This window comes from Gordonia sp. L191, from assembly GCF_030077625.1.
In the GTDB taxonomy this organism is placed as follows: Bacteria; Actinomycetota; Actinomycetes; order Mycobacteriales; family Mycobacteriaceae; genus Gordonia; species Gordonia polyisoprenivorans_A.
In genome coordinates this window covers 565742-585016 of record NZ_CP125996.1, presented here as the reverse complement: position 1 = coordinate 585016, position 19275 = coordinate 565742, and the positions used below count along the sequence as shown (strand labels likewise).

At 66.5% G+C, this 19275-nt stretch carries 13 protein-coding genes and 1 pseudogene; 8 read left to right on the top strand and 6 right to left on the bottom strand.

Annotation, left to right across the window (positions count from 1 at the left end; all coding sequences use genetic code 11):
- Positions 1 to 51 precede the first annotated feature (51 nt).
- Genes QNM97_RS02750 through QNM97_RS02735 form a run of 4 tightly spaced genes read right to left on the bottom strand, consistent with a single transcriptional unit; the run spans position 52 to position 4870 of the window.
- Positions 52 to 1281, bottom strand: a complete 1230-nt coding sequence (locus tag QNM97_RS02750) for an acetyl-CoA C-acetyltransferase (RefSeq protein WP_283821484.1) — start codon at positions 1279 to 1281, stop codon at positions 52 to 54.
- Positions 1274 to 2953, bottom strand: coding sequence for a class I adenylate-forming enzyme family protein (locus tag QNM97_RS02745; RefSeq protein WP_283821483.1), 1680 nt, complete (start codon positions 2951 to 2953; stop codon positions 1274 to 1276). Before QNM97_RS02745 ends, QNM97_RS02750 begins: the two co-directional genes overlap by 8 nt.
- Positions 2950 to 3714: an SDR family NAD(P)-dependent oxidoreductase gene (locus QNM97_RS02740; RefSeq protein WP_283821482.1), complete on the bottom strand. Its 765-nt coding sequence runs from the start codon at positions 3712 to 3714 to the stop codon at positions 2950 to 2952. Before QNM97_RS02740 ends, QNM97_RS02745 begins: the two co-directional genes overlap by 4 nt.
- 19 nt (positions 3715 to 3733) lie before the next feature.
- Complete coding sequence (locus tag QNM97_RS02735; protein ID WP_283821481.1) at positions 3734 to 4870, bottom strand: thiolase family protein; 1137 nt, start codon at positions 4868 to 4870, stop codon at positions 3734 to 3736.
- A gap of 406 nt (positions 4871 to 5276) precedes the next feature.
- Here QNM97_RS02735 and QNM97_RS02730 point away from each other — a divergent pair, with 406 nt between their 5' ends.
- From QNM97_RS02730 to QNM97_RS02720, 3 genes and pseudogenes are all read left to right on the top strand, one after another.
- Positions 5277 to 6473, top strand: coding sequence for an acyl-CoA dehydrogenase family protein (locus QNM97_RS02730; RefSeq protein ID WP_283823080.1), 1197 nt, complete (start codon positions 5277 to 5279; stop codon positions 6471 to 6473).
- Between the two features lie 14 nt (positions 6474 to 6487).
- The gene (locus tag QNM97_RS02725) at positions 6488 to 7645 is read left to right on the top strand and encodes an acyl-CoA dehydrogenase family protein (RefSeq protein ID WP_283821480.1); all 1158 of its coding nucleotides are present in this window, start codon (positions 6488 to 6490) and stop codon (positions 7643 to 7645) included.
- 338 nt (positions 7646 to 7983) lie between these two features.
- Positions 7984 to 9273: pseudogene (locus QNM97_RS02720) on the top strand (HNH endonuclease).
- 139 nt (positions 9274 to 9412) lie between these two features.
- Here QNM97_RS02720 and QNM97_RS02715 read toward each other — a convergent pair.
- Together QNM97_RS02715 and QNM97_RS02710 are read right to left on the bottom strand one after the other, a co-directional pair.
- Positions 9413 to 11440 (bottom strand): NAD(+) synthase, encoded by a 2028-nt coding sequence (locus QNM97_RS02715; protein WP_283821479.1) that lies wholly within the window; start codon positions 11438 to 11440, stop codon positions 9413 to 9415.
- Positions 11441 to 11480: 40 nt separating this feature from the next.
- Positions 11481 to 12884, bottom strand: coding sequence for a WS/DGAT/MGAT family O-acyltransferase (locus tag QNM97_RS02710; RefSeq protein WP_208792504.1), 1404 nt, complete (start codon positions 12882 to 12884; stop codon positions 11481 to 11483).
- Between the two features lie 166 nt (positions 12885 to 13050).
- Here QNM97_RS02710 and QNM97_RS02705 point away from each other — a divergent pair, with 166 nt between their 5' ends.
- The 5 genes from QNM97_RS02705 (at position 13051) to phoU (ending at position 19268) form a co-directional block, all read left to right on the top strand.
- Positions 13051 to 13581: a nuclear transport factor 2 family protein gene (locus QNM97_RS02705; protein WP_283821478.1), complete on the top strand. Its 531-nt coding sequence runs from the start codon at positions 13051 to 13053 to the stop codon at positions 13579 to 13581.
- A 283-nt stretch (positions 13582 to 13864) separates the two neighbouring features.
- The gene (locus QNM97_RS02700; RefSeq protein WP_208792506.1) at positions 13865 to 14857 is read left to right on the top strand and encodes an acyl-ACP desaturase; all 993 of its coding nucleotides are present in this window, start codon (positions 13865 to 13867) and stop codon (positions 14855 to 14857) included.
- Positions 14858 to 14997: 140 nt separating this feature from the next.
- Positions 14998 to 16083, top strand: a complete 1086-nt coding sequence (gene dusB / locus QNM97_RS02695; RefSeq protein WP_283823079.1) for a tRNA dihydrouridine synthase DusB — start codon at positions 14998 to 15000, stop codon at positions 16081 to 16083.
- A 185-nt stretch (positions 16084 to 16268) separates the two neighbouring features.
- Complete coding sequence (locus QNM97_RS02690) at positions 16269 to 18494, top strand: LCP family protein (protein ID WP_283821476.1); 2226 nt, start codon at positions 16269 to 16271, stop codon at positions 18492 to 18494.
- Between the two features lie 117 nt (positions 18495 to 18611).
- The gene (gene phoU / locus QNM97_RS02685; RefSeq protein WP_208792508.1) at positions 18612 to 19268 is read left to right on the top strand and encodes a phosphate signaling complex protein PhoU; all 657 of its coding nucleotides are present in this window, start codon (positions 18612 to 18614) and stop codon (positions 19266 to 19268) included.
- The last annotated feature ends 7 nt before the right edge of the window (positions 19269 to 19275 follow it).

Genomic DNA, 19275 nt, shown 5'->3' with positions numbered 1-19275 from the left:
AGTAAAGCCGCCTTGACATCAGATGTCAAGGCGGCTTGTCACGAAGATCAACTATCCGCTGACCCGTTCGAATACTGCGGCCAACCCCTGTCCGCCGCCGATGCACATGGCCTCCAGGCCGTAGCGTGCCTCGCGCCGGTGCAGTTCCCGCGCCAGCGATGCCAGCATCCGCCCGCCGGTCGCACCGACCGGATGTCCCAGCGAGATACCCGATCCGTGAACGTTCGTGCGCGCGAAATCGGGACTGTCGGTGGCGAATCGGCCGAATCCCCACTCCCGGGTGACGGCCAGCGCCTGCGCGGCGAAGGCCTCGTTGAGTTCGATGACGTCGATGTCGGCGAGCGTCAATCCCGCCTTGTCCAGCGCCTTGGCGGTGGCCGGCACCGGGCCGATGCCCATGGTCGCCGGTGGCACGCCGGCCAGGCCCCACGACACCAGGCGCACCAGCGGCGTCAGGCCGTGCCGTGCGGCGACCTCGGCGGTGGTCACCAGGCACATTGAGGCCGCGTCGTTCTGTCCGCTGGCGTTGCCCGCGGTCACCGTGGCGTCGGGGTCGGTGGCGCCCATGATGGGCCGCAGTCCGGCGAGCGATTCGCGCGAGATATCGGGACGTGGATGCTCGTCGGTATCGATCAGCTTCTCGGACTTACGATCTCGCACGGTGACCGGGATGATCTCCTCACCGAGGATGCCGTCCTTCTGTGCACGAACCGCGCGCATGTGCGATTCGACGGCGAGATCGTCCTGCTCCTCGCGGGAGATCCCGTATTCCTTGCGGAGGTTCTCGGCGGTTTCGATCATGCCACCGGGTACCGGCCAGTTCTTGCCACCGGCGGTGGAGCGGGCCCGAACCAGGCTGTCGTGCATGGCGATTCCGGTGCGCGCACCGCCCCAACGCATGTCCACCGAGTAGAACGACGCATTGCTCATCGACTCCGTGCCGCCCGCGACGACGAGATCGTTGTCGCCGCACCCCACCTGGTAGGCGGCCTGGATGATCGCCTGCAATCCCGATCCGCACCGTCGGTCGACGTGCATGCCGGGCACCGTGGTCGGCAGTCCGGCGTCGAGTGCGACGACACGGCCGATCGCCGGTGCCTCACTGTTGCCGTTGCAGTGACCGAGGATCACGTCGTCGACGTCGTCGTCGGGGATGCCGGTCCGCTCGAGGAGTCCGCGCAGGGCGGCCACCCCGAGGTCGACGGCGGTCAGCGATCGGAACATGCCCCCGTAGCGCCCGATCGGGGTGCGCACGGGCTCGCAGATGACGACATCACGCATGGAGTCGGCCCTTTCCGGTGTGCTCGGCGGCGAGTTGGGCTCGCAACGCCACTTTCTGGATCTTGCCCGCGGCGGAGGTGGGCAACTCGTCGACGACGATCACGTCGCGGATCTTCTTGTACGGCAACACCTGTTCGGCGACGAAACCCTGCACCGCGTCGGCGTCGACCCGGTGCCCGGGCCGGGCGACGACGAAGGCCACCGGCTCCTGCCCGACCGGCCCGGCCTCCCGGGCCACCACCGCGGCACCGGCGATGTCGGGGTGAGTCACCAGAATCTCCTCGAGTTCGCGCGGATATACGTTGTAGCCCTTGTAGATCAGCATGTCCTTGGCACGGTCGCAGATGTAGAGGTAGCCGTCGTCGTCGACGTAGGCGATGTCGCCGGTGTCGAGCCATCCGTCGACGTACTGTTCGGCGGTGATCTCGGGGTGGTGCAGGTACCCGGCGGTCACCTGAGGTCCGCGGACCCACAGGCCACCGCGTTCGCCCGCGGCGAGTTCGGTGGTGCGATCGTCGAGCGAACGGATCGACACCTCGGTGTCGAAGGTCGGCAATCCGACACTGCCGAAACGGTATTCACCGGTGCCATCGTCGGTGGCGGCCAGCGGCGCCGACGAGACCAGGCAGGTCGCCTCGGTCAGCCCGTAGCCCTCCACGACGGCACCCGACGGGAAGGCAGCGGCGAGTCGCTCGAGGCTGACGTGATCGATCGGTGCGGCCCCCGACGACACCACCCGCACCGAGGAGAGATCGCGTGTGGCCACATCGGGATGTGCGGCCAGCGCATGCCACATCGTCGGACTGCCGGTGATGTAGGTGGCGCGGTGTCGTTCGATGAGATTGAGCATCCGGGCCGGATCGAATCGGCCGGCCAGCACGTGGGTGGCACCACACATCAGCAGGAAGGACATGTTGATCAGGGCGTGCGCGTGATAGAGCGGGGACACCACGATGGTGGCGGCCTGCCCGGGTACGACGCCGCGTCCGGCGCCGTCGCGCGGGGTGAGGCGAAACGACCCGTCGTCGTTTTCGGTCACCGCATGTCCGGCGCGCCAGGCGATCATCTGGGTGACGTTGGCGATGACGTTGCGGTGCAACACCTGCACGCCCTTGGAGACACCGGTGGTGCCACCGGTGAAGGCCAGGTGGGCCACATCCGCACCGGTGATCGCGACCCGTGGAGCGGGGCCGGCATCGGCGGCCAATTGCGCCAGGGTGATCAGACCCGCAGGGGCCATGGCGGTCTCGGACCCGGTGTCGTCACCGACGAGGATCGCGGCCCGCAGATCGAGTCCCTCGATCGCCGACACCAGTGTCTGCGCCTGCGGCTCCTCGGTGACGACCGCGACGGCGCCGGTCTCGACGAGTTGGGCCCGCAGCCCGGCGACCGGCTGCGCCGGGTTGATCAATGTCACCGTCGCGCCGGCGCGCAACGCCCCGTAGTAGGCCAGCACGAAGTCGGCGCTGTTGGTCAGGTGCAGCGCGACCACGTCGCGCTCGCCCACCCCGATCGCGGCGAGCCCGGCGGCCACCGCGGCGGTGCGCACGTCGAGATCGTCGAAGGTGAGCACCCGCTCGCCGTCGATGACGGCCGCGCGGTTCGCATACAGCCGGGCCATGCCGGCCGGCAACGCGGCGAGAGTGATTGCCGGATAGTGCAATTCGGTCATCTCGGGGCCATCCGGATCGCGCCGTCGAGGCGGATGGTCTCCCCGTTGAGGTACGGATTCTCCACGATCGAGACTGCCAACCGCCCGAACTCGTCCGGCTTACCGAGCCGCGACGGATTCGGGATGCTCGCGGCCAGCGATTCGCGGACGTCCTCACGCAACCGCGCCAGCAACGGGGTGTCCATGGTGCCGGGGGCGATGGTGTTGACGCGGATGTGCTTGCTCGCCAGATCTCGTGCGGCCACCAGTGTCATCCCGACGATGCCCGCCTTGGAGGCGCTGTAGTTGATCTGGCCGATCTGTCCCTCGAACGCGGCGACCGATGCGGTCATCACGATCACGCCCCGCTCGCCGTCGATCTCGGGCAGTCGGGCCATCCGCTCGGCCCCCAGCGAGAGGGCGTGGAAGGAGCCGATGAGGTTGAGCCGGATGACGAATTCGAAGTCGTCGGCCGATCCGGCGCGTCCCTGCGCGTCGAGGATGCGCATCCGGCGCCCCGCACCGGCGCAGTGCACGAGTGCGCGCAGACCGCCGCGGTCGTCGGCCACGTCGAGCGCGGCGGCGAACTGCTCCCGGTCGGTGATATCGGCGGGCGCGAACCGCGCTGCGGCACCGAGCTGTTCGGCCACCTCGGCACCGTCGGAGGTCGGCAGGTCGATGAGGGTCACCTGCCCGCCGGCATCGACGATGCGCCGGGCGGTGGCCAGGCCGAGGCCGGAGGCTCCGCCGGTGATGGCGGTGGAGAGGTCCTTGAGTTCCATACATCTGCTCCTGAGGTGGTCAGCCGATGAGTTCGAAGATGGTGGCGTTGGCCATGCCACCCGCCTCGCACATCGTCTGTAGTCCGTAACGGATGGTGTTGTCGCGCATGTGATGCGCCAGCCGGGTGGCGAGGATGGCACCGGAGCCGCCGAGCGGGTGCCCGACCGCGATGGCGCCGCCGAGCGGATTGAGCGCCTTCTCCGCCGCACCCGTCTCGATCTGCCACGCCAGCGGCACCGGCGCAAACGCCTCGTTCACCTCGAACGCCCCGATCTCGTCGATCGAGAGCCCGGACCGGGCAAGGGCTTTGGCGGTGGCCGGGATGGGTCCGGTGAGCATCACGACGGGATCGTCGCCGGCCACCACGGTGGTGTGGATACGGACCAGCGGGGTCCAGCCTTGTGCGGCGGCGGTCTCCGACGAGCACACCAGCAGCGCGCCCGCACCGTCGGAGATCTGAGAGGCGTTGCCGGCGTGGATGACCCCGTTCTCGTCGAACACGGTCGTGAGCTTGGCCAGCGATTCCAGCGATCCGCCGCGCCGGATGCCCTCGTCTCCCTCGAGGACGCCGGGCACCGGGGCGAGCTGACCGTCGAACGCTCCGGCATCGCTGGCCGCCGCCGCGAGCTCGTGGGATCGCAGCGAGTACTCGTCGAGTCGGGTGCGACTCAGATCCCAACGCCGGGCCACCATCTCGGCTCCGATGCCCTGACTGAACCGGTCGACGCCGTAGCGATCGAGCACGGTCGAGGGCTGATGCTCACCGTTCGGGGCCGCGCTGCCCATCGGCACGCGGCTCATCGACTCGACCCCACCGGCGACGACGATGTCGAGCTGACCGCTGATGACCGCGGCGGCGGCCATCGCCAGCGACTGCTGGCTCGATCCGCAGGCCCGCGTGATCGTGGTCCCCGGAACGCTTTCCGGCCAGCCGGCGGCCAGGATCGCGGTGCGCGCGATGTTGCCCGCCTGTTCGGCGTGCTGACTGACGCACCCCCACATGACGTCGTCGACGTCGGCGGGATCGACGCCGGTGCGCTCCACGAGTGCCTCGAGGACGTGGGCGGACAAGTCGGCCGGATGGATACCCGACAACGCCCCGCCCCGGCGTCCGATCGGGGTACGGACCGCATCGACGATCACCGCATCGCTCATCAGAGTTCCTTTCTCCAAACCACTACCAACGAATCGACCCCTACCTACGAATCGACCCCTATGAACGAATCGACCCCTATGAACGAATCGACCATGACGGGCACTCGATCACAAGGTGATTCACGCTCATGGGGTCATAGCCGCGACCTATGTCGCGCTCGGCACACGGCGTCGCCGCAAGCGGTGGGGCGTCACCGACGATTCGATGGCGGGATCGCGCCCAGCAGACCCCTCTGCCGGAATCGCCGACACTGCCCGGCTCTGCGATGAGTGCCCAGGGTGCCGCCTATACGTGCTGGTCAGCGGCCCACAGCGACGCCTCCAGGCGTGGCATTGTCTCCTCCTATCGGTGCCTTAGCCGAAGACCCCGTTACCGGGCGGGCCCGTCACGGGCATGCTGAAGACCATGGCCCGCCTTGCCCAGACCCTCGGTCTCACCGACATCCAGACCGACATCGTCGCCAACGTGCGGCGCTTCGTCGACACCCAGATCATCCCCAACGCGCAAAAACTCGAGCATGCCGACGCCTACCCCGAGGAGATCGTCGCCGGCATGCGGGAGATGGGACTGTTCGGGCTGATGATCCCGGAGGAGTACGGCGGGCTCGGCGAATCGTTGCTGACCTATGCGCTGTGCGTCGAGGAACTCGCACGCGGCTGGATGAGTGTGTCCGGGGTGATCAACACCCACTTCATCGTCGCCTACATGCTGCGACAGCACGGGACCGAGGAGCAGAAGCAGCGGCTGCTGCCGCGGATGGCGACCGGCGAGGTGCGTGGCGCCTTCTCGATGAGCGAACCGGACCTCGGCTCCGACGTCGCGGCCATCACGACGTCGGCCAAACGCTCCGACGACGGCACCTACACGATCAACGGCGCGAAGATGTGGCTCACCAACGGCGCCTCGTCGACCCTGGTCGCGGCGCTCGTGCGCACCGATGAGGGAGCCGAGAAGCCGCACCACAACCTGACCACCTTCCTCATCGAGAAGCCGGCCGGTTTCGGCGAAGTGGTTGCCGGACTGACGATTCCCGGCAAGATCGACAAGATGGGCTACAAGGGGATCGACACCACCGAGTTGATCTTCGACGGTTATCGCACCGATGCCGAGCACATCCTCGGCGGCACACCGGGCCGTGGATTCGCGCAGATGATGGACGGCGTCGAGGTCGGCCGGGTCAATGTGTCGGCGAGGGCCTGCGGCATCGCGCAGCGCGCCTTCGAACTCGCCGTCACCTACGCCCAACAGCGACGCACCTTCGGCAAGCCGATCGCCGAGCATCAGGCCATCGCCTTCTCGCTGGCCGAGATGGCCACCAAAACCGAAGCGGCGCACCTGATGATGGTGAACGCGGCCCGACTCAAGGACTCCGGCGAACGCAACGACGTCGCGGCCGGCATGGCGAAGTACCTGTGCAGCGAGTACTGCGCAGAGGTCACTCAGGCCAGTTTTCGTATCCACGGGGGCTACGGCTATTCCAAGGAATTCGAGATCGAACGACTGATGCGGGAAGCTCCGTTCCTGCTGATCGGCGAGGGCACCAGCGAAATCCAGAAACAGATCATCTCCAAGGGACTGCTCCGCGAGTACCGCACCAATTAGAGAGGCCAGAACCCATGCAGCGCACCGTGTTCAACGACGATCACCAAGCCTTCCGCAAGACCATTCGCGACTTCATCGCCAAGGAGGTCGTTCCAGTCCACCACGACTGGGAGAAGCAGGGGCATCCGCCGCGCGAGTTCTACAACAAGCTCGGTGAGCTCGGGGTGCTAGGCATCGAGGCGCCCGAGGAATACGGCGGTGGCGGCGAGCACGACTTCACCTACTCGATGGTCATCGCCGAGGAATGCGCGCTGGCCGGAGTGACCTTCGGCAGCTATTCGGTGCACGCCAACCTCATCCTGCCCTACCTCATGGAGTACGCGACCGACGAACAGAAGCAGCGGTGGCTACCCGGATTCTGTTCCGGCGAGCTGATGTTCGCGATTGCGATGACCGAGCCCGGCACCGGGTCGGATCTGGCCAACATCTCCACCACCGCCAAACTCAGCGAGGACGGCGACCACTACATCCTCGACGGTGCCAAGACTTTCATCACCGGCGGCGCCCTGGCCGACCGCATCCTCGTGGTCTGCCGCACGTCGGCCTTCGACCCCGACAACCGCCGCGGCGGCCTGTCGATCCTGGTGGTCGATACCTCCTCCGAGGGCTTCGCCGTGGGCCGCAAGCTGGAGAAGATCGGGCTCAAGGCCTCCGACACCGCCGAACTTTCGTTCAGCTCGGTGCGCGTGCCGGTGACCGACCGTCTGGGCGACGAGGGCGCCGGATTCCGGTACCTCACACACAATCTGGCGCAGGAGCGGCTCACCATCGCGATCGGCTCGGCGGCCACCGCCGCCGCTGCCTTGCAACATGCACTTGCCTACACCCGCGAGCGTGACGTCTTCGGGCGTCCCGTCGCCTCTTTCCAGAACACGAAGTTCGTCCTCGCCGAGTGCTCTGCGGAGGTCGAGGCGATCCAGCAGTTCGTCGATCACGCTCTGACGCTGCATAACTCGGATGAGCTGTCGGTTCCCGACGCCGCCCGCGCCAAACTCTTCGCCACCGACACCGCGGGCCGGGTCATCGACAAATGCCTACAGCTGCACGGCGGCTACGGCTACATCACCGAGTTCCCCATCGCCCGCCTCTACGCCGACACCCGCGTATCGCGGATCTACGGCGGGACCAACGAGGTGATGAAGACGATCATCGCCAAGGATCTGGGGCTGTAGCTACTTTTCGCGCGCCGCGCACCTCGGCCCCCTCCCCCCGATGGTCGAGATGAACGCCGCCCAGCGGCCTGGCCCCCCCGATGGTCGAGGTGCGAGCCGCGTGCGGCGAGCCTCGAGACCCGGCGAGACAACAAGCCTCCCAACCACATCGAACATCTACAGCTGAATCCGCACGCCTACCACACCCCACCGACAGAAAAATCTGCCGCCAGCCCACCCCCGTAACCCGTTGTCCACAAGCACCTTTCCCTCCCCAGAATTATCAAACACCCTTGCCGTAATCCATATGTTCGAGTAAGATAAGGGCATCACACCGATCAGCCACCGGGGAGGGGCCCATGATCGACACCACCACAATTCTTGAACGTCAAAGATGTTGATGCCGAAGCGGTCTTCGCCACCATCGTCACCCAACTCAGCGACCTGCAATGGAATCCGGAGATGACCGGACCCCAAGCCTTCGGTGCGATGAAACAAGTCCTGCTGCTTCGCAATCTGGTCGATCACCACGCCACCACCCTCACCGGCGAAATAGATCGGTTAGGGGTGGCCGACCACAAAACCACCCGACTGCGAGAACTGTTGATCAGCATGGGCTTCGCACCCGCCGTCGCAGGTCGGTACGTGCGGTTCGCCGGCACCACCGATGTGGATCTGCTGCTCGCACATGCTGCGGACGGGTCCATCTCATCCGAACACACCGACGCCATCGTCCGCGGGTTGGCGCACATCGACACCCGCTCCCCCGAACCCCTCAACACCGTCCACCGGTGTGAATATCTCCGGAAACTGCTGTCGCACTATTTCGCCGGATTCACCCCCGCCGAGATCAACCTCTACGCGCGACAGTTGGGTAACGAGCTCGCTGCGGAGACGCCTGGCGGGTTACCAGCCGCCGAAGACAAGACGATCAACTCCTACACCGCCCGCATCACCGACGACGGACGGTTGGAAATCTCGGCGAACCTCGACATCATCGCCGGCGAGAAAACCCGCACCCTGATGGAAGCCTTGTCGGCACCGAAACCCCAGCCGGATGGCTCCCCGGATCCGCGGACACCCGAACAGATCTGTGCGGCCGCGTTCGAGACGATCGTCGAACTTGCGGCACAAGGCTTGGCCGACACGACCTTCTCCGCGAAACCGACCAACGGACTGTTGTGGACCTGGTCAGCCGACAACCCCGGGCTCGGCGGCGAGTTGCAGAACATGGGAGCCATCACCGAACCCACCGCGCGGATGTTGTCGTGTGACACGACGATCACCAAAATCATCCTCAACACCGACGGCGTACCCTCGACGTCGGACGCCAGGAACGCTTCTTCACCCCCGGACAACGCAAAGCCTTGCTGGTGCGGGATCGCGGGTGCATCACATGCGGTGCCCATGCCGGACGCTGCCAAGCACACCACGTGCACCACTGGGCCGACGGTGGTCCCACCGACCTCGACAATGGCTGCCTCCTCTGCAGCAGTTGTCACGACGATGTGCACCACCACGGGTGGGACATCATCATGGGATTCGACCGCCACCCCTGGCTGATCCCGCCCGCCAGCGTGGATCCGCAACGGCGACCGGTGCCGTCCTACCACCGACGCAGCATGCGACTCGACGACACCGCAGCCTGACCTACCCCGCCCCACACCCTGATTCCCCGCACCCGGCATCGCCGGGACCGCATCTGTTGTTTGAGAACTCAATAGCGAACCGCCCCACGGTGGTCGAGATGATCACCGTGGGGCTCGGCCCCATCTCACTGCCCGCGTCTCACTCCCCGCGGAGCTCCTGTAACCACGCACGTGCGGAGGCATCCGACGGTGAACGCCAGTCACCGCGTGGCGACAGCGAACCGCCGGAACCGATCTTGGGTCCGTTGGGCATGGCTGTGCGCTTGAACTGGTTGGCCATGAAGCGCTGGCAGAAAACCGTGAGCCACTTGTCGATCGTCGCCGCGTCGTAGACGTTGCGGTCGTCGAGCGGCTCGGTATCCCACGGCGTTCGGTCGAGATCACCCCAAGCTTGACGGGCGAGGTACGCGACTTTGCTGGGACGGTAGCCGAACCGGGTGAGATAGTAGAGAAAGAAATCGTGCAATTCGTACGGCCCGACGGTGTCCTCGGTGGATTGAATCGCACCGTCCTCGCCTGGCGGTACCAATTCGGGTGAGATCACGTCGGCAAGGATCTCGGCGAGAACCTCACTGGTCTCATCGGAGAACTCACCGGAGCTGATCATCCACCGGATGAGATGGCGAACAAGCGTTTTGGGAACCGACCCGTTGACGTTGTAGTGCGACATCTGATCACCGACGCCGTAGGTGCACCATCCGAGGGCGAGCTCGGACAGATCTCCCGTACCGAGGACGATGGCGCCATGGTGGTTGGCCAGGCGGAACAGGTGTGAGGTCCGTTCCCCGGCCTGCACGTTCTCGAACGTCACATCGAAGACCTTCTCGCCACGCGAGTACGGGTGGTCGAGGTCGGCGAGCATCTGCTCGCACGACGGGCGGATGTCGAGTTCCGTCCCACTCACGCCCAGCGAGTCCATCAGGACGTGCGCCCGCCGCAGTGTTGCGCCTCCGGTGGCGAAGCCTGGCATCGTGTAGGCCAGAATATTGTTGCGCGGCAACTCGAGTCGGTCGAAGGTGTCCACCGCGACCAACAACGCAAGGGTCGAATCGAGTCCACCGGAAACGCCGATGACGATCTTCTCGAGTCCCGTCGCACGCAAACGTGCCGCGAGTCCCTGCACCTGGATGTTGCCGACTTCCCGACAACGTTCATCGAGGTCGCTGGTGCCGCTGGGCACGAACGGGAACCGCGCAATGGCACGTCGCAGCACATCGACGTCATCGGTTCCAGGCTGCACGCCGAAGCTGAAACCGATGCGCCGCAACCTTTTCAGGTCCTCGGCGTGGTCGCCGACCTGATCGCGCACACTGGTCATACGCATGCGCTCCTGGCGCAGACGGTCGAGATCGATGTCGGCGGTGATGGATTGGGCACCCATCTCGAATTGCTTACTGCGTGTGAGTAGGGTCCCGTTCTCGGTGATCAACGCGTCGCCGTCCCACGCGAGATCGGTCGTGGATTCACCGAACCCGGCCGCCACGTACAGGTGCGCGGCGATGCAGCGCGCGGAATGGCTGGTACTCAACAACTTCCGGTACGACTCTTTTCCGACGGTGACCGGGCTACCCGACAGATTCGCCAGGATGGTCGCGCCGGCCAGCGAGGCCCACACGCTCGGCGGGATGGGCACCCAGCCGTCCTCGCAGATCTCCACGTGCAGGCAGAAGCCCGGGACATCCTCGGCGTCGAAGAGGAGATCCGCACCGAACGGGACGTCGGAGCCGAAGAGCCGCACCGTGTCCTGCGACGCATCGCGTGCGGCACTGTAGTAGCGCTTGTCGTAGAACTCCCGATAGTTGGCCAGATACGACTTGGGGATCACGCCCAGTACTGCGCCGTCACGGATCACCGCGGCACAGTTGTACAGGCCGTCGCCGACCACCAGCGGTAACCCCACCACCACGAGCGGGGTCAACCCTGCACTGGCGTCGACGATCGACTTCAATGCGTCGCGACAGCCGTCGAGAATCGCATCCTGTTGGACGAGATCGTCGATGCTGTAACCGCACAAACCCATCTCGGGGAAGACGACGAGTAGCGAGCCCTCTGCGGCGCCCTGCCGCATCGACTCGACGATCGCCTCGGCATTGGCCTTCGGATCGGCGATGCGGACAACCGGGATTGCCCCGGTGACCCGCGCGAAACCATGGTCGTGAACAGACACGGTCTCAGCCTAACTGCGAGGCCGTTCGCGGCGTCGACCCTCAGTCGTCACACGCCTCGATCAACGCCTTGAGTTGGTGATCGAAGGCCTCGGCGATCATCTCGACGTCGGGCACCTCGTCGGGGCAGGTCAGGATGCCGACGTTGAGGTGTCCGTCGACGGAGAAGACGGTGATGTTGAGGGCCAGGCCGTGGAAGATCGGACCGAGCGGATAGATGGCCGCCACCTTCGCCCCACAGAAGTACATCGGGAAGTCGGGTCCGGCGACGTTGGACACCGTCACGTTGAAGACGGGCGGATGGTTCATCGACAGTTTGCGGTCGCCGTAGAACTTCATCAGCGTCGACAGCGTGGTGCCGGGTGCGAACTGCGCCCACGCACGCAGGATGTTCGCGTCGATGTCGGCGTGATGCTCCTTGGCGCGGCGGGCGAGTTCTCCGGCACGTTCGAGCCGTTCGACCGGATCGGCGACGTCCGACGGCAATTCGGTGAACATGCCGGTCACCTTGTTGGTGCCGTTGACCACGAGATCGCGCTCGTCGGCGTCGTGGACCGACACCGGGACCATCGCCACCAGCGGCGACCCCGGCAGGTCACCGTGCTGGGAGAGATATTCACGTAGCGCGCCGCCGACCATAGCGAGCACCACATCATTGACCTTCACCCCGAAGCGATTCTTCACCCGCTTGACGTCGTCGAGGGAGAGTTGGGTGGTCGCGATGCTGCGATGCGGTGAGATCGGACCGTTGAACACGGTGCGTGGCGCGGCGAAGGGGGCGGGCATTCCGGTCCGGGAGCGTGACCGGCGGAACCACTCGATCGGCACGCCGACGGTCTGTGGAAGCAGTTTGACCATCGCGATCGGTCGCTGCACGAAGTAGTTGAGCGCGCCGGAGATCACCATGCCGGTCCGGTTGGGTCCACCGGCGGTCTCGGCGACCTTCTCCGGGTCGACGTCGGGCTCGTCGGGGGTCAGGCTGCAGAGCTGGCCGAGCACCTCGGCGGTGGTGACGCCGTCGACGCTGGCGTGGTGCATCCGCAGGAACGCGCAGATCTTGCCGTCGGCGCTGCCCTCGATGATCCACAGCTCCCACAGCGGTTTGCCCCGATCGAGGGCCTGCCCGGCGAGGTGGCCGCAGAGCTCGTTGAGTTCCTTCTTACCCGCGGGCGAGGGCAACGCCACCCGGTGCACGTGCCGATCGATGTCGAAGTGGTCGTCCTCGACCCACACCGGGTGGTCGATGTTGAGCGCGGAGTTCTCCAATTTGCGTCGCAACATCGGCATCGCGGCGACCCGCGCGTTGAGCTGGGTACGCATCCGGGTGAAGCTGTAGCCACCGGGAATGGTGCTCGCATCGAGTTCCATGATCCCCACGACATGCATCAACTGCGAGCGCGTCTCCAGATACAGGAACGACGCGTCCAAACCACTCAACCGCTGCACTGCGGACCTCCACTTGTCTCGGCCGAAGCACCCCGGAGCGCTTCGGCGACGCGGCCCTCTTTCGGCCCCACTCACCATTCTGCTCCCCGACCGCGGCCATCCCCACGCATTGCCCGAGAATGCGGAATTCGACCGATTCGGCGCCTGCCACCCGTAGGGTGGACACGTGTCCAACCCCGCCGACGCGCCGACCTTCGACGCCGCCGAACTCGACGCCGCTTTCGCCGACTTCCAGCAGACCGTGGCGGAGATCGGGGTCAGCCGGGACTGGGATCGCTTCGCCGAGCTGTTCACCACCGACGCCGACTACGTCGAGCACGCCATGGGCGTCATGCGTGGTCGCGAGGAGATCCGGGCGTGGATTTGGAAGACGATGACGGCATTCCCGGGCAGCCATATGACGGGCTTTCCGGCACTGTGGCACGTCGCCGACCCGTCGACCGCGCGGGTGATCTGCGAGGTGGACAACCCGATGCGCGATCCCGGCGACGGCAGCCTCATCACCGCGACCAACATCACCATCCTCACCTACGCCGGCGACGGGCTGTGGTCGCGCGAGGAGGACGTCTACAACCCGCTCGAATTCGGGGCCGCTGCCATGAAGTGGTGTGAAAAGGCTTCCGACCTCGGTACTCTCGACGACGGCGCGGCCGAATGGATGCGCCGGATCGGGCCCGCGTTCGCCGCGCGCCGCTGATCTGCCGATCACCTGTGAGTACGCGTCCGGGCCTGGACCGGCCGATGCCGATCGCCCACGATGGTGAACCGGGGTAACACCATCGAGGTCCACAGCGACATCCGAGGGACAGCGACATCGCAAAGGCAGCGACATCACCCCAGCAACATGACCGAGAGGTCTGGTTACGACACCGTAGGTAATGACTTGGGTTCGGCCTGGTTTGTGCCGTAACCTGTAGTGCTGACCCAACCGTGTGCGCACCGACCCCACACGTATGCGACCACCGTTCGGAGGAATCTCTATGGCACGTGCACTGACTCAACTGGAGCTCTTGCAGGAACTCGCTCCGGTTGCCGAAGAGAACGTGAACCGACACCTCAAGATCGCTCGCGACTGGAACCCGCACGACTACATCCCGTGGGACGAGGGCAAGAACTACCCGGCGCTGGGCGGCCCGGACTACGACCCAGAGCAGTCGCAGCTCAGCGAGGTCGCCAAGGCCGCGATGATCACCAACCTGCTGACCGAGGACAACCTGCCCTCGTATCACCGCGTGATCGCCGACAACTTCTCGATGGATTCGGCGTGGGGCCACTGGGTCGGCCGCTGGACCGCCGAGGAGAACCGTCACGGCATCGTGATGCGCGACTACCTCGTGGTGACCCGCGGTGTCGATCCCGCCGCCCTCGAGGCCGACCGCATGGTCCACATGACCAACGGCTACGACCCGATGCTCGCCGCCGCCGGACGCACCGACGAGATCGAGGAGCACGTCGACGAGCTCGGCATCCTGCACTCCGTCGCCTACGTCACCTTCCAGGAGCTGGCCACCCGGGTCAGCCACCGCAACACCGGCAAGGCCTGCAACGACCCGATCGCCGACAAGATGCTGCAGCGCATCGCCGCCGACGAGAACCTGCACATGATCTTCTACCGCAACATCTGTGGCGCCGGAATGGATCTCGCCCCCGATCAGACGCTGCGTGCGGTCACCGACATCGTCACCAACTTCCAGATGCCCGGCGCCGGCATGCCCAACTTCCGCCGCCACGGCGTGTTGATGGCCAAGCACGGCATCTACGACCTGCGCCAGCACCTCGAAGAGGTCGTGCAGCCCGTCCTGCGCAAGTGGAACGTGTTCGACCGCGACGACTTCTCCGCCGAGGGCGAGAAGACCCGCGAGGAACTCGCCGCCTTCCTCGAGCAGCTCGAGAAGGACACCCTCAAGTTCGAGGAGATGCGCGACCGCGCCCTCGCCCGCGAGGCCAAGAAGCGGGAGCGTCAGGCATCCTGAGCACCGCACCGACCCTGACCGCACCGGCGTCCTCGACCACCGAGGGCGCCGGTTCGGCGTCTGTCCCGACCGCCCCGTCCCGAGAATCCGGACTGCGCATCGGACCGTTCGAATTGTCGAGCCCGGTGGTCCTCGCCCCGATGGCCGGGGTCACCAACGTCGCCTTCCGCACCCTGTGCCGCGAACTCGAACTTGCCCGCACCGGGACGGTGTCGGGGCTCTACGTGTGCGAAATGGTCACCGCGCGAGCGCTTGTCGAGCGCCATCCGGTGACGATGCACATGACCACCTTCGGTCCGGACGAGAATCCGCGGTCGATGCAGCTGTACACGGTCGACCCGCGGTACACCTACGAGGCCGCGAAGATGATCGTCGAGGAGAACCTCGCCGACCACATCGACATGAACTTCGGTTGCCCGGTCCCGAAGGTGACCCGCAAGGGTGGCGGATCGGCGATCCCCTACAAGCGCACCCTGTTCCGCAAGATCGTCGCCGCCGCGGTGCGCGCCACCGAGGGCACCGACATCCCGGTCACCGTGAAATTCCGCATCGGCATCGACGACGAGCACCACACCCACCTCGACGCCGGGCGCATCGCTGCCGAGGAGGGCGCGAAAGCGGTTGCGCTGCATGCACGTACGGCATCCCAACGATACTCCGGGCAGGCCAACTGGGACGAGATCGCCAGGCTCAAGGAGCATGTCACCGACGTCCCGGTGCTCGGCAACGGCGACATCTTCGAGCCCGCCGACGCGGTGGCGATGATGAAGCGTACCGGGTGTGACGGCGTCGTCATCGGCCGCGGCTGCCTGGGCCGGCCGTGGCTGTTCGCCGAACTCGCCGCCGAGCTGAACGGCCTGCCCGCGCCGGCCCAGCCGACCCTCGGCGAGGTCGCGGCCATCATCGTGCGCCACGGCGAGCTGCTCGCCGACCACCACGGCGAGGACAAGGGCATGCGCGAGATCCGCAAGCACGTCGCCTGGTACCTCCGCGGCTTTCCTGCCGGATCGGATTTGCGTCAACGACTTTCACTGGTCACCACGCTTCCGGAGCTGCGTGATCTGGTGGCGACGCTGCCCGCCGACGCCCCATTCCCCGACGACGGACACGGTCCTCGCGGGCGTCAGGGATCGCCCGCCAAGGTGGCGCTACCGGACGGCTGGCTCGATGATCCGGACGAGGACGTGGTGCCGGCCGGCGCCGAGGTGATGCACTCCGGCGGGTGAGCCGAGCCCAGGCGACTCGTGCCCGCGCCGCCGGGATCGGCGACCGGCGGAAGTGCTTCCCCGCAGAGGCTAAGTAAGATGTCGCAAGGTCCTGCTGCGGCAGGTTCGTGATCGGAGCGTGCCGCACGCGTTGAACCCCGACGACGCGGTCCACGAAAGCTTGCCGGGGGAAGAGGAACTGTCAGTTGAGTCGTTCGACGCCGAACAAGGGCGCCCAGCCGGGTGACGGTGACGACCCCGACGCTCGCCGTACCGGCGATGACCGTGGGTCGGGCTTCGCCGCGTCCGGTGAGAGCCCGCCCGCCGATCGGCTCCGCGAGCCCCGCTCCGCGGATCGGTTCGTCCGGGGGCGCAGTCGGCTGACGGTGCGGCAGCTGATGGAGCAGATGAATGCCGACGATGCGTCGGCCGGAGCATCCGACGACACCCCAACTCAGGCCATCCCGCCGACCCGCCCGAGACTTCGACGCCCGCGGTCGAGCCCGCCACCTGCGCCTGCTCCCCCGCGTGCGGATCCGCCGACCGAGTCGATTCCCCCGGTGTCGGTTCCCCCGGTCACGCGCTACGCCCCGGCCGACGTCACCCAGAAACTCCCCCCGGTCACCGACGCACCGACCGGCGTGGACCTCTCCGACCAGGCCACCGCGCGCCGTGCCAGCGAGGAGTCGCGCGCACAGGGCTCCCACGCCGCGCCGGTCGCACCCGAGGAGTTCGAACCCGTCACACCGGTCGCGCCGACGGGTGAGAGCGAGGACGCACCGGCCCCCGACACCACCACCGGCACCGACACTCCTGCCGATGCCACCGAACCGGCCGGCCCCCCGCTGCAGCGCACCCCGGATCTGACCGAGATGGCGCGGTCGCGTCCCCGCCGTGTGCGGGCCCGCACACGCAAGCAGGTGATGCGACGCAACGCCACGGTGACCGGTCGGATCCTGGTCGCGGTGGCTTGCGTGATGGCGCTGGTCGGCACCGGCTTCGTCTGGGGTTATCTGAACTCCAAGAACGGCGCCTGGCGCAACATCATGGCCGTCAACCCCGACGACACCAACATCCGCAACAAGAACGCCCAGTACGGCGACGAGAACTACCTCATCGTCGGCACCGACACCCGGAGCGGGCAGAACGGCGATGTCGGCGCGGGCACCACCGCCGACGTGGAGGGCGCCCGCTCCGACACCGTCATCCTCGTCAACATCCCCGCCGACCGCAGCCGGGTCGTGGCCGTGTCCTTCCCGCGTGATCTGCAGGTCGACCGGCCCGAATGCGAACAGTGGGACAACGACAAGGGCTCCTACGGCGCGCCGCTGGGCGCCGAGACGCAGGTGAAACTCAACAGCGTCTATGCCGACGGTGGTCCGCAGTGCCTGGTGCGGGTCATCACCGAGATGAGCGGTCTGAACATCAACCACTTCATCGCGATGGACTTCGAGGGCTTCGAGAAGGTCGTCAACGCGGTCGGCGGTGTGGAGGTCTGTTCGACCCAACCGATCTACGACTACGAGCTCGGTCAGATCCTGCGCAAACCGGGCAAACAGAAGCTGACCGGCCGTCGTGCCCTGAACTACGTCCGCGCCCGCATGGTCTCCACCGAGGGCAACGGCGACTACGGACGCATCAAGCGCCAGCAGCTGTTCATGTCGTCGCTGCTGCGGTCGAGTCTGTCGAGCAACGTCCTGACCAATCCGGCGAAGCTGAATTCGATCGTCAACACCTTCATCAACTACAGTTTCGTCGACAACGTCAACACCGACTCCTTGTTGAAGCTCGCCGAATCGATGCAGGGCATCGAGGCCGGCCGGGTCACCTTCATCACCCTGCCCACCAGCGGCACCGCCACGGACGGCAGCAACAACGAGTTACCCAACACCGACGCGATCAACGCGATCTTCAACGCCATCATCGACGATCAGCCGCTGCCCGGCGAGCAGGCCGAGAAGGCCGGCTCCAGTTCGAGTGCCCGCCCGTCGACGACGACGCAGGCCGCCCCCACCAAGGTCGCGGCGACCGCCCAGAACCCGGGCAACGTCTCGCTGCGCGTCCTCAACGGCAGCGGACGCAGCGGTGTCGCCAGCGAGGTCTCCGACCAGATGTCGGCGCAGGGATTCGACGTCCAGGGCGTCGCCGACGCGTCGGAGAACCGCACCGACACCGTCATCCGGTACGGCACCGGTTCGGAGGACTCGGCGGCCACGGTGGCCGAGATGTTCCCGGGCGCCTCGATCCAGCTCGACCGCACGGTGCGCGACGGCGTGGAGGTCATCCTGGGATCGGCCTTCGACGGGTCGGTCGGGACGGCCCCCTCGGTCGGCACGACGCTCTCGGCGTCGTCGTTGCCGCCGGCGGCCAACACCTCGAATCTGCCCAATGACCTGGCCATCACCAATGCCGGTGACACCACCTGTTCGTGATCTGCATCACTCTGCGTGGTGGTATGTCGGCCCCGCGTCGAACCGCCGATCACCGTTCACGGTGTGTTCACCCGACAGGGGACGGTGACCGCTCGACACAGGCAGTAGCCTTGATACATGCGGACCGCCTACCAGGAACAACTCCACTCACTCAACAACATCCTGGGTGAGATGTGCGACCTCGCGGGCTCGGCGATGGAGCGCGCGACCCGCTCGCTGCTCCAAGCCGATCTCGCGATCGCCGAAGAGGTCATCAGTGAGAACGACCGGATGAACGAACTCGCCACCCGCGCCGAGGAGCAGGCCTTCGGGCTGCTGGCCCTGCAGGCCCCTGTGGCCGGTGATCTGCGCGGCATCGTCAGCGCGCTGCAGATCGTCGCCGACGCCGACCGCATGGGCGCGCTCGCGCTGCATGTCGCCAAGGTCGCACGTCGTCGGCACCCCGCCAAGGCGCTGCCCGAGGAGGTCGCCGGGTACTTCGCGGAGATGGGGCGGTTGGCCGTGCATCTCGCGCGCAACGCCCGCGAAGCCCTCGATTCGCAGGATCCGCAGGCCGCCGTCCGTCTCGAAGAGGATGACGACGCCATGGACGACCTGCACCGTCACCTGTTCACCGTGCTGATGGATCGGGAATGGGAGCACGGGGTGGCCTCCGCGGTCGACATCACCCTGCTCGGCCGCTACTACGAGCGGTTCGCCGACCACGCCGTCATGATCGGACGCCGAGTGGTGTTCCAGGCGACCGGTAAGACCCTCGCCGACCTCGACGCCTAGGGCATCT